General features: G+C 60.6%; 14 protein-coding genes. 11 read left to right on the forward strand and 3 right to left on the reverse strand.

What is annotated here, in order from left to right; translation table 11 throughout:
* Positions 1 to 138 precede the first annotated feature (138 nt).
* The 5 genes from BMX68_RS11625 to BMX68_RS11645 all read left to right on the forward strand — a co-directional run bounded on the left by BMX68_RS11625 (position 139) and on the right by BMX68_RS11645 (position 4,819).
* Entirely contained in the window at positions 139 to 1,203 is a 1,065-nt protein-coding gene (locus BMX68_RS11625) for an NAD(P)H-dependent flavin oxidoreductase (protein ID WP_017131187.1), read from the forward strand.
* A gap of 175 nt (positions 1,204 to 1,378) precedes the next feature.
* Entirely contained in the window at positions 1,379 to 2,137 is a 759-nt protein-coding gene (gene modA / locus BMX68_RS11630; protein WP_017131186.1) for a molybdate ABC transporter substrate-binding protein, read from the forward strand.
* A complete protein-coding gene (gene modB / locus BMX68_RS11635; RefSeq protein WP_017131185.1) occupies positions 2,138 to 2,818 on the forward strand; it encodes a molybdate ABC transporter permease subunit in 681 nt (226 codons plus the stop codon). It begins immediately after the preceding gene.
* Between the two features lie 3 nt (positions 2,819 to 2,821).
* Positions 2,822 to 3,910, forward strand: a complete 1,089-nt coding sequence (modC, locus tag BMX68_RS11640; protein ID WP_017131184.1) for a molybdenum ABC transporter ATP-binding protein — start codon at positions 2,822 to 2,824, stop codon at positions 3,908 to 3,910.
* A 120-nt stretch (positions 3,911 to 4,030) separates the two neighbouring features.
* Positions 4,031 to 4,819, forward strand: coding sequence for a PA4824 family protein (locus BMX68_RS11645; protein ID WP_017131183.1), 789 nt, complete (start codon positions 4,031 to 4,033; stop codon positions 4,817 to 4,819).
* A gap of 39 nt (positions 4,820 to 4,858) precedes the next feature.
* Here BMX68_RS11645 and BMX68_RS11650 read toward each other — a convergent pair whose 3' ends face one another.
* The 3 genes from BMX68_RS11650 to BMX68_RS11660 all read right to left on the reverse strand — a co-directional run bounded on the left by BMX68_RS11650 (position 4,859) and on the right by BMX68_RS11660 (position 6,892).
* A complete protein-coding gene (locus tag BMX68_RS11650; protein WP_425262049.1) occupies positions 4,859 to 5,203 on the reverse strand; it encodes a putative quinol monooxygenase in 345 nt (114 codons plus the stop codon).
* Between the two features lie 109 nt (positions 5,204 to 5,312).
* Positions 5,313 to 5,516 carry a hypothetical protein gene (locus BMX68_RS11655; protein WP_017131181.1) on the reverse strand — a complete coding sequence of 68 codons (204 nt, stop codon included), beginning with the start codon at positions 5,514 to 5,516 and terminating at the stop codon, positions 5,313 to 5,315.
* Between the two features lie 119 nt (positions 5,517 to 5,635).
* Entirely contained in the window at positions 5,636 to 6,892 is a 1,257-nt protein-coding gene (locus tag BMX68_RS11660) for a 3-phosphoshikimate 1-carboxyvinyltransferase (protein ID WP_017131180.1), read from the reverse strand.
* Between the two features lie 236 nt (positions 6,893 to 7,128).
* Here BMX68_RS11660 and BMX68_RS11665 point away from each other — a divergent pair, with 236 nt between their 5' ends.
* The 6 genes from BMX68_RS11665 (at position 7,129) to BMX68_RS11685 (ending at position 12,512) form a co-directional block, all read left to right on the forward strand.
* Positions 7,129 to 7,779 (forward strand): START domain-containing protein, encoded by a 651-nt coding sequence (locus BMX68_RS11665; protein ID WP_017131179.1) that lies wholly within the window; start codon positions 7,129 to 7,131, stop codon positions 7,777 to 7,779.
* 649 nt (positions 7,780 to 8,428) lie between these two features.
* Complete coding sequence (locus tag BMX68_RS25440) at positions 8,429 to 8,623, forward strand: hypothetical protein (protein ID WP_017131177.1); 195 nt, start codon at positions 8,429 to 8,431, stop codon at positions 8,621 to 8,623.
* Positions 8,624 to 8,865: 242 nt separating this feature from the next.
* Positions 8,866 to 9,024: a hypothetical protein gene (locus tag BMX68_RS25915; protein WP_157214222.1), complete on the forward strand. Its 159-nt coding sequence runs from the start codon at positions 8,866 to 8,868 to the stop codon at positions 9,022 to 9,024.
* 180 nt (positions 9,025 to 9,204) lie between these two features.
* A complete protein-coding gene (folD, locus tag BMX68_RS11675; RefSeq protein ID WP_017131175.1) occupies positions 9,205 to 10,113 on the forward strand; it encodes a bifunctional methylenetetrahydrofolate dehydrogenase/methenyltetrahydrofolate cyclohydrolase FolD in 909 nt (302 codons plus the stop codon).
* A complete protein-coding gene (locus tag BMX68_RS11680; RefSeq protein ID WP_017131174.1) occupies positions 10,110 to 10,676 on the forward strand; it encodes a methylated-DNA--[protein]-cysteine S-methyltransferase in 567 nt (188 codons plus the stop codon). The genes folD and BMX68_RS11680 overlap by 4 nt, the downstream gene beginning before the upstream one ends.
* Before the next feature lie 210 nt (positions 10,677 to 10,886).
* Positions 10,887 to 12,512 carry an NADP-dependent glyceraldehyde-3-phosphate dehydrogenase gene (locus BMX68_RS11685; protein ID WP_017131173.1) on the forward strand — a complete coding sequence of 542 codons (1,626 nt, stop codon included), beginning with the start codon at positions 10,887 to 10,889 and terminating at the stop codon, positions 12,510 to 12,512.

Consider the following 12,512-nt stretch of genomic DNA (forward strand, 5'->3'; position numbering starts at 1 on the left):
GACTCTGCCCTGAGCGTCACCACAAATCACTCTTTTTGCCTACTCGAACAGATGATGACTGGCCCGGCCTGCATCATTGCTGATACAAATCCGCCCTGTCTCGTCGTTATCCTGTTATCTGCCTCGGAGCAAAGTCGCATGAGCACCTGGCCTGACACCCGCATTTTAGAGCTGTTCGGCATCCAGCTACCGATCATCCAGGCGCCAATGGCCGGTGCCACCACGGCGGCGCTGATGCAGGGCGTCGCTCAGGCCGGCGGCCTCGCGTCATTGCCTTGTGCGATGCTCACCCCGGAACAGATTCGTCAGGAAGTTCAGGCATTTCGCGCAGCGATCCAGACGCCGCTGAACATTAATTTCTTCTGTCATCAGCCGCCAGCCGTCGACCCGCAACGTGAAAAACGCTGGAAGGAGTGCCTGGCTCCCTACTACCGCGAACTGGACCTGGATTTCAACGCACCGACACCCATTTCCAGCCGTGCCCCCTTCGATGAAACCAATTGCCAACTGGTGGAAGAACTGCGTCCGGAGATCGTCAGCTTCCACTTCGGTCTGCCTCCCGAAGCCCTGCTCGACCGGGTGAAAGCCAGCGGAGCGACAATTGTCGGTTGCGCCACTACCGTGGATGAGGCGCGCTGGCTGGAAGAGCACGGCTGTCACGCGATCATCGCCATGGGCAATGAAGCGGGCGGTCATCGTGGCCTCTTCCTGAGCCACGACCTCGCTACCCAAGTCGGCACCATCGCCCTGGTGCCACAGATCGTCGATGCGGTGAAGGTGCCGGTGATTGCTGCCGGCGGCATCGGCGACGCCCGTGGCATCGCGGCGGCCTTCATGCTCGGGGCCTCGGCGGTCCAACTGGGGACGGCTTATCTGTTCACTCCGCAAGCCAGGGTTTCAGCCTCCCATCGCCAAGCCCTGCGCACCGCGAAGGACAGCGAGACAGCCCTGACCAACCTGTTCACTGGCCGGCCAGCGCGCGGAATCATGAACCGGCTGATGCGCGACCTGGGGCCGATCAGCGACATGGCCCCGGCGTTCCCCCTGGCCGGTGGTGCGCTGTTGCCGTTGCGAGCCAAGGGCGAAGCGGACTTCAGCAGCCTATGGTCGGGTCAGGCCTTGCGCCTCGGAGTGGAATTGCCGGCCGAGGCACTGACCAGGCAACTGGCGAAACAGGCATTGGCAAAACTGACCGGACGCTGACAACGGGAGACCAAACGCGGGTCCGTGGCGAGCCGGTTTGTCGGAACGCCCGCTCGCCACCGGGATAAAACCGCTATATATTTCGATATATAGCGATTCACTCCTCTGAGCGCCGCACACTTCCTATCACAAGCGGCGCCTGTGCCTGTCCCCGACGTTTGAACGGAGCCGCTTCATGCTCACTCGTGCCTCGCGTTTTGCTCCAACTTGCCTGTTCGGCCTGTTCGTCTTTGCCTCGGCTCAGGCCGCCGAAGTCCAGGTGGCCGTCGCCGCCAACTTCACCGCACCGATCCAGGCGATTGCCGCCGACTTCGAGAAAGACACCGGTCACACGCTGGTGGCAGCCTATGGCGCCACCGGCCAGTTCTACGCCCAGATCAAGAACGGCGCGCCGTTCGACGTGTTCCTCGCCGCCGACGACAGCACCCCGGCCAAGCTGGAAAAAGAGGGCCAAATCGTAGCCGGCTCGCGCTTCACCTATGCCGTCGGCACCCTGGCCCTGTGGTCGGCCAGGGACGGCTATGTCGATGCCAAGGGCCAGGTGCTCCAGGACAGCGCCTACCAGCACCTGTCCATCGCCGATCCGAAAACCGCGCCTTACGGCCTGGCCGCGACCCAAGTCCTGGCCAAGCTGGGCCTGGCCGAGCAGGTCAAGGACAAGCTGGTCACCGGCCAGAACATCACCCAGGCCTATCAGTTCATTTCCACCGGCAACGCCGAGTTGGGCTTTGTCGCCCTGTCGCAGATCTACAAGGACGGCAAACTCACCCACGGTTCGGCGTGGATCGTCCCGGCCGATATGCATGAGGCCATCAAGCAGGACGCGGTGATCCTGACCAAGGGCAAGGACAACCCCGCCGCCAGGGCGCTGGTCGACTACCTGAAAGGTCCGAAAGCCGCAGCCATCATCAAGTCCTACGGTTACCAGCTCTAAATGCCGCTGACGAGTGCCGACTTCGCCGCGATCTGGCTGACCCTGAAACTGGCCTCGCTAACCACGGCGATCCTGCTAGTGATCGGTACGCCGATTGCGTTATGGCTGGCTCATACCCGTTCCTGGTTGCGCGGGCCAATCGGTGCGGTGGTGGCCCTGCCACTGGTGCTGCCACCGACGGTGATCGGCTTCTACCTGCTGCTGGCCTTTGGGCCACAGGGATTTATCGGCCAGCTCACCCAATCCCTGGGGCTGGGCACCCTGACCTTCAGTTTCACCGGACTGGTGATCGGCTCGGTGATCTACTCGATGCCCTTTGTGGTGCAGCCACTGCAAAACGCCTTCAGTGCCATCGGCACCCGCCCGCTGGAAGTCGCCGCGACCTTGCGCGCCAATCCCTGGGACACCTTCTTCAGCGTGGTCCTGCCCCTGGCCCGACCGGGCTTTATTACCGCCGCGATCCTCGGTTTCGCCCACACCGTCGGCGAGTTCGGCGTGGTGTTGATGATCGGTGGCAATATCCCACAGAAGACCCGTGTGGTCTCGGTGCAGATCTATGATCACGTCGAAGCCATGGAGTATGTCCAGGCCCATTGGCTGGCCGGCGCCATGCTGATGTTTTCCTTTATCGTGTTGCTGGCGTTGTATTCGAGCCGCAAGACCAAGCCTGGCTGGAGCTGAACCATGGCACCCTCGATACAGGTCAGTTTGCAACTGAACTACCCTGGCTTTGCTCTGGACCTCGACCTGGACCTGCCTGGCCGTGGCGTGACTGCGCTGTACGGTGACTCCGGCTCCGGCAAGACCACTTGTCTGCGCTGCATCGCCGGCCTGGAAAAAGCCGCCCAGGGGTTTATCCGGGTCAACGATGAAGTCTGGCAGGACAGCCGTCGCCAGCACTTCGTCTCGCCGCACAAGCGCGCGCTGGGTTACGTGTTCCAGGAAGCCAGCCTGTTCCCGCACCTTTCGGTGCGGGCAAATCTGGACTTCGGCCTGCGCCGCATTCCCCGCGCCCAACGGCAAGTAGACATGGTCCATGCCAGCGAATTGCTGGGCATCACCCACTTGCTGGAGCGCCATCCGCAGCACCTGTCCGGCGGCGAACGCCAACGTGTCGGCATCGCTCGGGCGCTGCTCACCAGTCCGCAACTGCTGCTGCTGGACGAACCCCTCGCAGCACTCGACAACAAACGCAAAGGCGAGATCCTGCCGTACCTCGAACGCCTGCATGCCGAACTGGATATTCCGGTGCTCTATGTCAGCCACTCCCAAGAGGAAGTGGCGCGCCTGGCCGACCATATCGTCCTGCTCGGCGACGGTAAGGCGCTGGCCAGCGGCCCCATCGGCGAAACCCTGGCGCGGCTCGACCTGCCCCTGGCCCTCGGCGATGACGCCGGTGTAGTGATCGAAGGCCAGGTCAGTGCCTATGACGCGCATTACCAACTGGTCACCCTGCAATTGCCCGGCAGCCTACTGACCGTGCGGGTCGCCCACCCCCCTTTGGCCGTCGGTAAGCACTTGCGCTTCAAGGTCCAGGCACGGGATGTCAGTCTCAGCCGACAGGCGGAAGAACCCAGTAGTATTCTCAATCGGCTGCCGGTGACGGTGACCGGCGAAATTCCTGCGGACAACAGCGCCCACGTGCTGCTCCGATTGGAGGCCGGCGGCACTGCGCTGCTGGCACGGATCACTGGTTTTTCGCGGGATCAACTGCAACTGGCGGTCGGCCAACAACTGTGGGCGCAGATCAAGGCTGTGGCGATACTGACCTGAATCGAAGGCCCCTTCGAGCCAGGCGAAAACTGATCGGCCGCTGGAAAAATCACCCCGCCCGCAACATTCATCTGGCTATAGACGCCTGCGGGTTGCCCATCGACGATTGAAGGAGCCTTCATGAGAAAGAATACTGCTCGCTGCGACACGCCGACTGGGCGGCCACTCTGCACTGGCTCATATACCTGCGCCTACCAGACCCCGCTGCGCGCCGTGCTGCTCGTCGGCGCTACCCTCGGCACCTTCGCGCTGCTGTCGATCGACTCCAGGGCGCAAGCAGCGGGCGGCTCCTATATCGTCGACGATGGAAGTCTCAACGACCCCGGCGAATGCAATATCGATACCTGGTATAAGAGCAGCCGCCATAATGCTTCGAGCGGGGAAACCGCGCTGTCCCAGGACTGCACTCCCAACAGCCTGCCCTCGCTGCAGTTTGGCGCCGATATCAATCGCAGTCGCGATGACGGCCAGCATCAGACGCTGCTCAGCCCACACCTCAAGGTCTCCCTACTCAGTCGAGCTGACCTTGGCCTGGAAGCCGCGCTGTCGACAGCGCTGCACTTCGCCACCGCCCGCCGGCACTCTTTGGACGGCGTCGAACTGAGCGTGCCACTGACATACCAGCCTATCGATCCGCTGCACTTGACCGTCAGCGGCGGCTGGGCCCAGGCCTACGACGATGGCCGACAGCATCGGGCCCTTACCTGGGGGACCGGAGTGGAATATGACGTGGCGCATGCACTGACACTGGTGGCCGAGCGTTTTGGCCGTCAGCATGGCGACCAGGGTTGGCAGACCGGCCCACGCCTGCATATCGGTGAAAAGCTCGATATCGATCTGGTGGTCGGCCACTACCTGAACGGTAATCGCGATCGCTGGCTCACTACCGGTGCCACCTTACGGTTCTGAAACCACGGGAAGGCATGGAGTCCTCCCCGCACTCAACCGTTACTGACCGGGGACCTCATCCATCAGCAAAACTTGCCGGCTCAACAGCAGATCGGCCGCCGCTGCGCTCATCACCTGGAAGTGCTCGGTATTGCGGTGCTTTTCGATTGCCGCCATGTTGATCCAACGCTCGACGAATACAAAGCGCTCGGGGTTGCTTTGGTCAACATGCAGAATGTATTCGCGACAGCCGGGTTCGGCCCGCGAGGGTACCACGGCAGCCTTCAGCACAGCCTCAAGCTCGACAGCCTTGCCCGGATGAGCTTGAAGAACTGCAACGACACGAATTTCATGATTCATGGAGTTTTTACCTGAAAAAGGGAGTTGAACGGCGACGGCGAGCATGATCCCTCTACCAACCATAGGCAAGGGCGAAAGCCTTCGGAGCACCCCTCGGAGGTGCCCGAAAACGCCGTTCCCGCAAGCAGGCGAACGGCAGCCAAGCCAGCAAAAATCAGGGTTTCAACGGTATTTCCCTGTCGCGCTCCGGCATCTCCTTGCCATCGTCGGGATGCTTCCAGGTTTGCGCGGGGGGTTCATCGTCGGTGGCGTCTTCGGCGACGTCATCCTCTCGCTGCACGGGCACTTCGCGCCACGGCATGGCACTGAAGGGTCGCCACGCAAACGGCTCGACCAGGGAAGCAGGCTGGGTATCCATACGCACCTCGCATCAGAACGCTCGGACCGTCCGGGCGTTGAATACCCAGTGTAGGCAAAACATGAAAGACTTGGTAATCAGCGCCGAAGACGTGCCCTATGCACCAGCTTGCTCTTGCGTTACGAAGCGTATTGCACACCCAGCGACGCCAGGGCTTTCCAGTAATCCGGGTAGGTCTTGGCGACACAGTCCGGGTCCTGGATACGGATACCGGCAACTTTCAGGCCTGCCAGGGCAAAGCACATGGCGATCCGATGATCGGAGTGGGTATCGATCAGCGCATCGCAGTGGCTGCCGGCCAGTGCCGGATCGGAGGCCACCAACAAATCGTCGCCCTCCACCGCCGCCAACCCGGAACGGATTTCGTTCAAGCCGGCGAACAGCGCCTGGACCCGATCGCACTCCTTGACCCGCAGGTTCGCCAGCTCGACAAAACGGACCGGTGTACGGTTGAACGCCGCCAGCACCGCCAGGGTCGGAATCGCGTCTTGCATCTGCGAGCCGTTGATCACCGCTGGCATGTTCGGGAACTGCCGGATCACCTCCAGTGCCCTGGCATCCGGTTGGGTGAAGTCCTCGCCCGCCACGCCCAGGTCGATACGCCCCGCAGTTAGCGCCTCGGCGGCCCACAGGTAGGTGGCCGCCGAGGCGTCCGGTTCGATCCGATAGTCACAGGCACGGTAGCCGCTGGCCGAAACACGCCACAGGGTCTCGTCGAGGACTTCCACCTGAGCGCCGAAAGCACGCATGCAGGCGATGGTCAGGTCGACATAACCGCGAGCGCCGATGTCCTTGCCGGTCAGTGCGACCTCCACCGGTTCCTCGCCACAGGCTGCCAGCATCAGCAAAGCCGAAACATACTGGCTCGACAGGCCACCGTCGATCTCGAACCGGCGCGCCGCGACCCGACCGCTGCCGCGCACAATCACCGGCGGGCAACCGGTGACGCTCTCGACATCCAGACCGCCACGACGCAGGGCGTCGAGCAACGGGCCAATCGGGCGTTTCTGCATATAGTGGTCGCCGTCCAGCACCACCGTACCTTTGACCGTGCTCACGGCAGCCGTGAGGAAACGCACCGCCGTGCCGGCGTTGCCGAGGAACAAGGGCTGCTCGGGCACCTGCAACTGGCCACTGCCGGTCACCACGAAGGTCGTATCGTCCGGCTCGCTGATGCTTACGCCCATTTGCCGCAGGGCATTGGACATATGACGCGTGTCATCGCTTTTCAAGGCGCCCGAGAGACGGCTGGTGCCCTGGGCCAGGGCCGCCAGCAACAGCGCACGGTTGGTGATGGACTTGGAGCCCGGCGGTGTCACCTTGCCGGTCAAGGACGCACGCACCGGGATCACGGTGACGGTTTGCTGCACACCCATTAATCAACTCTCCAGATTCGAAAAACAACCGCACATGGCCGTGCAGCCGGATAGTTGCCCATGATGCCATTAATGGAGCCTCGATGCCGCCTGGCTGTTACCGGGAAATGTCCAGACTGCCTCCGGGTCACAGCCTGGAGCATCCGAACTTGAGCTAACGTACTAACCGTACAGGCCACTGGCGTGTTATTGCTCGGTAGGCGCGGACATTCCCTCATGCGGCCCTGGAGACTCGAATGAACAGCTTGTTATCTGCGATTGCCCTGGCGGCGGGCTGCCTGAGCATCCCCGCCGTGGCGGCGTCCGAGGATTGGCAGTTGGCCCATGAGGAAGACGGGATCCAGGTTTTCCTCGGCAACGTGCCCGACTCGCACTATCAAAGTTTTCGCGGCGAGGTTGATATCAAGGCCGATGTCGCCACCCTCAGTGATTTGCAGGAAAATCTCAGGGTCGCCTGCAAGTGGCTGTATGCCTGCGCCGATATGCGCCTGCTGAAGAACGACGGCGACGATACCTGGGTTTACCTGACCACCGAACTGCCCTGGCCGGTCACACCTCGAGACATGGTGCTGCACGTGCGCACCGAGCGCAACGACGACGGCAGCCTGGTCCGCCATCTCGACGCAGCGCCCGACTACACCCCCACCGTGCCGGGGCTGATCCGCGTGCGCCAGTTGAGCGGCGTGTGGAAGATGCAGCCCAGCAGCGACGGTGAAACCCATGTGACCTACCAGTTGCAGGCCGAGCCGGCGGGGGACATTCCATCCTGGCTGGCTAACCAATTCGTGATCGATACGCCGATGGTCAGCCTCAAGACCCTACGGGCGGTAGCGGAACGACAAAGGGGCCGCCCGGCGACGACGGAGGCCGAAGCAACCGCGCCCTGATTGCGGGCCAACCAGGCGTTCAACTGCCCTGACACGGTTTGATGCCTTCGATCCAGACCTGAGGCATGGCCGAGTACGGCGCTTCGGGCCGCGCCATGGCCTCCCCACCATCGGGCCAAGCCTCTCCATGACTTAGGTCAGTGCTTGCCAGAGACAGATTGCCGAGCATCGGGGTTACATTTTATCGAGAGATAACCTTCACGCCACAGGGAAACTTCTGCGAAAAGCAGCGCTGGTTGATCCTGCCGTTACATCATTCGGTGTTTTGCAGTGACAGTTCGATGCTGCTGGACGAGGTCTCTGTTGTATCGATAGAGATGGAGGCTGTTCTGGTGATGATGTGATCGCTCCTGATTCCTACCAGGAATCGTCGTTATCTCAAAAAAGCCTGAAAACTGTAAGTTCTGACAGTAGACGCGGTAATCGCAGGTCTTCAACATCAACAGCTCAATAATTCAATAACTCAATAAAGGTATACGCCCACAGACAAGATAAAATCGCTGCGTTGATAGTGATGGCGTTGCGGCGGCTGCCTGAATGTATGCCACTGCCTTACTTCAGATTTTGGGAGTGCTCGAATGCTCTTGAGTGTGTGAGGTAAGAGTCAATCACTGTAAAATCCAATTTAAGTCAATGGAAGGTGACGAAAATGCCACATTATACCTATACGTATTATTCCAAAGGTGGAAAATCCAATACATTCGGCGGCGAGGTCGATGCAGACTCTGTCGAAGCGGCAGAAGCCAAGATACGAAGCGGGCTTAATCCTAACGATGGCATGCTCAAAATGTATGAGCACACTCCAGAAGGTACTAAATTGGTTCTGAATCAATACGATGGGTAAAGCATAGTGCTTCGTTAAGGAACTGCTGATTTATTCGATATTTCAGTGCGGAACACTCTTGACCCTGAATTGATTGAGATGATCGCTTGGTTGTTTGAGTAAATCAGCATTTCCTTGAACAAACGAATTGTTGATGCTCTTGCGTTATTTTCGAAATAGGCTCACATACTAATTGGACTTGTTTCGGCCAAATTGAACATCAGCCCCTGTTAGCCCCTATTAAATTGATGCTGGGACGCTCCATGCACGGTAATCAGGAACTGGTTGGTTTCTGGGCGTTTATCCGCGGCTACATGGAGGAAGGGCCGCAAACGGTGCCCAAACCCAAGCGGTTGCTCACGCTTCGACCCACTCCGATTGAGCTGGTGTTGGCGACCCTGCGTTATATGTCTGGCCTCTGACGTAATACGGAGTTTGAAACAAAGCGCGATTTCGTGCCGCATTGCCCCTCGGTCTTCCGCGCTATGTCACACTAGGCACCAGAGCGCGAATGCTATATTCCTGCCCTTTCCCAGCGGCTTGAGCGCTCCTTCAAGTCCCTGATCGTTCTCTTGTGTATCCAGACGATGGTGACGTATTCAATGAGCAGTTCCCTTCCCCTCGCCCGCGATATCGATGGCAAGGCCATTGCCGCCCGAGTGCTAGAAGAAGTCCGGGCGGATGTCGTGGCCCTGGCAGCGCAAGCCATTGTCCCGGCCCTGGCAGTGTTGCTGGTCGGTGACGATCCGGCCAGTCATGTCTACGTGCGCAACAAACTGATACGAGCCGAAGAAGCCGGGATTCGCTCGCTCGAACACCGCCTGCCGGCGACCACAACGCAAGCCGAAGTGCTGAAGCTGATTGGCGAACTGAATACCGACCCGCTGGTGAACGGTATCCTCGTACAACTGCCGCTGCCGGCGCATATTGAGGAACAGGCGGTGATTCACGCCATCGACCCCATCAAGGACGTCGACGGTTTTCACCGTGAAAACGTCGGCGGGCTGGTTCAGGGCACCGAAGTGCTGACACCCTGCACGCCCCGTGGCTGCATGCGCCTGTTGCAGGAAACCTGCGGGGACCTGGCGGGCCTGCATGCGGTGGTCATCGGTCGTTCGAACATCGTCGGCAAGCCAATGGCGACCTTGTTGCTGCAAGCTCACTGCTCGGTCAGTGTGGTCCACTCGCGCAGCGTCGACGCCAAGGCACTGTGCCGTCTGGCGGATATCGTGGTCGCCGCTGTCGGTCGCCCGCATCTGATCGATGCCAGTTGGCTCAAGGCCGGCGCGGTGGTGATCGATGTCGGCATCAATCGGATTGAAACCGCATGCGGGCCGCGCCTGGTGGGCGATGTCGACTATGCCAGCGCCCGTACCGTGGCCAGCGCGATTACCCCGGTGCCGGGCGGTGTCGGGCCAATGACGATTGCCTATCTGCTGAAAAACACGGTGATTGCCACGCAGTTGCAATATGCCCGACAGCCTCTCGGCATGGCACCCACGCCGCCATGAACTACACCTACCTGCTCATGCCCTCGCCTGTCGGCCAGTTGAAACTGGTCGCCAGGGGCGAGCGGCTCGCCGCGATCCTCTGGCAAGACGACAAGCCGAATCGGGTACGCCTGGGCGACATGGCGCTCGATCCGGAAAAACCGGTCCTGGTCCATACCGCGCGCCAACTGGCCGAGTATTTCGCCGGAGCCCGCCAGCACTTCGAACTGGAGCTGGACTTCAGCGGGACCGAGTTCCAAAAAAAGGTCTGGTACGCCCTGCTGACCATTCCGTTCGGCGAGACCCGGACCTACAGCGAAATCGCCCGGCAGATCGGCAGTATCAAGGCCGTGCGGGCAGTGGGCGCGGCCAACGGCAAGAATCCAATCTCGATTGTGGCGCCCTGTCACAGGGTAATCGGCGCCTCGGGCGAACTGACCGGGTTTGCCGGCGGGCTGGGAGCCAAGGCACTGTTGTTGGAGTTGGAGGGTTGTCAGTGGGCGAACGCTCGGCCAAACCAGTCAGGCACGGCGAAAAAAAGCCGGACCAAGGCACAAAGCCTGAACCTGGAACTGCCTTTCTGACGCTATCGTCCTGACGGCCTGGTGGGCGCGGCGCCTTACTTGCGTCCACTTGCTAGAAGCTGAAGCCTGCCACCGCCCGCACCGACGCGTTTCCACCGCAGGTATGGCAACCTGTGGTTTGCGCTGGACGAGACTAAGCTGTTTCGTGATAAAACAAGGGGAATCGCTGAAGCGTTTCAGCCTCTTTTCCACCAGACAGGTGTTCGCCTCATGACTGATCAGAAGCTACTCGGCTCACTATTTCCCACCGCTGCGGATATTCCGGAAAAATATCGACTCGAAGACCAACTGGAGCAACGCAAGTACCTGGTCGACGGTACCTTGCGCACTTGGGATGGGCCGTTGGCACAGGTGCGCAGCCCGGTTTACCTGGCCACCGCTCATGGCGATGAGCAGGTGATCCTCGGTAGCACACCGCTGCTGGACGCCGATACCGCCCTCACCGCCCTCGATGCGGCGGTTCGCGCCTATGACCGCGGTCAGGGCGCATGGCCAACGATGCGCGTGGCCGAGCGAATCCAGCATGTCGAGGCGTTCCTGCGACGCATGCGCGAACAGCGCGAGGCGGTGGTCAAGTTGCTGATGTGGGAAATCGGTAAAAACCTCAAGGACTCCGAAAAGGAATTCGACCGCACCTGTGACTATATCGTCGACACCATCAACGCCCTCAAGGAACTCGACCGACGCTCCAGCCGCTTCGAGCTGGAGCAGGATACTCTCGGCCAGATCCGCCGCGTGCCGATCGGCGTAGCACTGTGTATGGGGCCTTACAACTACCCGCTGAACGAAACCTTTACCACCCTGATTCCCGCGCTGATCATGGGCAACACCGTGGTGTTCAAGCCGGCCAAGCTCGGTGTGCTACTGATTAGCCCGCTGTTGGAAGCGTTCCGCGACAGCTTTCCAGCCGGGGTGATCAACGTCATCTACGGCAGTGGCCGGGAAACCGTCAGCGCATTGATGGCCAGCGGCAAGATCGATATCTTCGCCTTTATCGGCACCAACAAAGCCGCCAGCGACCTGAAAAAGCTGCATCCCAAGCCTCACCGTCTACGCGCGGCCCTCGGCCTGGATGCGAAGAATCCCGGGATCGTGCTGCCGGAGGTGGACCTGGACAACGCGGTCAACGAATGTGTCACCGGTTCGCTGTCGTTCAACGGCCAGCGTTGCACCGCACTGAAGATTCTCTTCGTCCACGAGGCCGTGGTCGACAATTTTATCGAAAAGTTCAATCGCAAAGTGTCCAGCCTGATCCCCGGTATGCCCTGGGACAACGGCGTGGCACTGACGCCGTTGCCGGAAGCGAACAAGATCGACTACCTCAATCGCCTGGTCGCCGATGCCCTCGACAAAGGCGCGGCGGTGGTCAACGCCGGTGGCGGCCAGACCCGCGCCTCGTTCTTCTACCCGGCGGTGCTGTATCCGGTGAATGCACAGATGCGCGTGTACCAGGAAGAACAGTTCGGCCCCGTGGTACCCATCGTGCCCTACCGCGACCTGGAAACCGTCGTCGACTACGTACTGGAATCGGATTTCGGCCAGCAGTTGAGCCTCTTCGGCACCGACTCGACTCAGGTCGGCCGCCTGGTGGACACCTTCGCCAATCAGGTCGGTCGGATCAATATCAATGCCCAGTGCCAGCGTGGTCCGGACACCTACCCGTTCAACGGACGCAAGAACTCAGCCGAAGGCACCCTGTCGGTGCATGACGCCTTGCGCGTATTCTCGATCCGGACCCTGGTGGCGACCAAGTTCCAGGAGAGCAACAAGGCGCTGATCAGCGACATCATTCATAATCGCGAGTCGAGCTTCCTGACCACCGATTACATTTTCTAA

Origin of the sequence: Pseudomonas agarici (assembly GCF_900109755.1) — a bacterium.
GTDB lineage: Bacteria > Pseudomonadota > Gammaproteobacteria > Pseudomonadales > Pseudomonadaceae > Aquipseudomonas > Aquipseudomonas agarici.

Excerpts from the sequence above, each read along its gene's own strand:
- BMX68_RS11625 (WP_017131187.1), top strand. The coding sequence starts at position 139 with ATGAGCACCTGGCCTGACACCCGCATTTTAGAGCTGTTCGGCATCCAG.
- modA (WP_017131186.1), top strand. The coding sequence starts at position 1,379 with ATGCTCACTCGTGCCTCGCGTTTTGCTCCAACTTGCCTGTTCGGCCTG.
- modB (WP_017131185.1), top strand. The coding sequence starts at position 2,138 with ATGCCGCTGACGAGTGCCGACTTCGCCGCGATCTGGCTGACCCTGAAA.
- modC (WP_017131184.1), top strand. The coding sequence starts at position 2,822 with ATGGCACCCTCGATACAGGTCAGTTTGCAACTGAACTACCCTGGCTTT.
- BMX68_RS11645 (WP_017131183.1), top strand. The coding sequence starts at position 4,031 with ATGAGAAAGAATACTGCTCGCTGCGACACGCCGACTGGGCGGCCACTC.
- BMX68_RS11650 (WP_425262049.1), bottom strand. The coding sequence starts at position 5,203 with ATGCTCGCCGTCGCCGTTCAACTCCCTTTTTCAGGTAAAAACTCCATG.
- BMX68_RS11655 (WP_017131181.1), bottom strand. The coding sequence starts at position 5,516 with ATGGATACCCAGCCTGCTTCCCTGGTCGAGCCGTTTGCGTGGCGACCC.
- BMX68_RS11660 (WP_017131180.1), bottom strand. The coding sequence starts at position 6,892 with ATGGGTGTGCAGCAAACCGTCACCGTGATCCCGGTGCGTGCGTCCTTG.
- BMX68_RS11665 (WP_017131179.1), top strand. The coding sequence starts at position 7,129 with ATGAACAGCTTGTTATCTGCGATTGCCCTGGCGGCGGGCTGCCTGAGC.
- BMX68_RS25440 (WP_017131177.1), top strand. The coding sequence starts at position 8,429 with ATGCCACATTATACCTATACGTATTATTCCAAAGGTGGAAAATCCAAT.
- BMX68_RS25915 (WP_157214222.1), top strand. The coding sequence starts at position 8,866 with ATGCACGGTAATCAGGAACTGGTTGGTTTCTGGGCGTTTATCCGCGGC.
- folD (WP_017131175.1), top strand. The coding sequence starts at position 9,205 with ATGAGCAGTTCCCTTCCCCTCGCCCGCGATATCGATGGCAAGGCCATT.
- BMX68_RS11680 (WP_017131174.1), top strand. The coding sequence starts at position 10,110 with ATGAACTACACCTACCTGCTCATGCCCTCGCCTGTCGGCCAGTTGAAA.
- BMX68_RS11685 (WP_017131173.1), top strand. The coding sequence starts at position 10,887 with ATGACTGATCAGAAGCTACTCGGCTCACTATTTCCCACCGCTGCGGAT.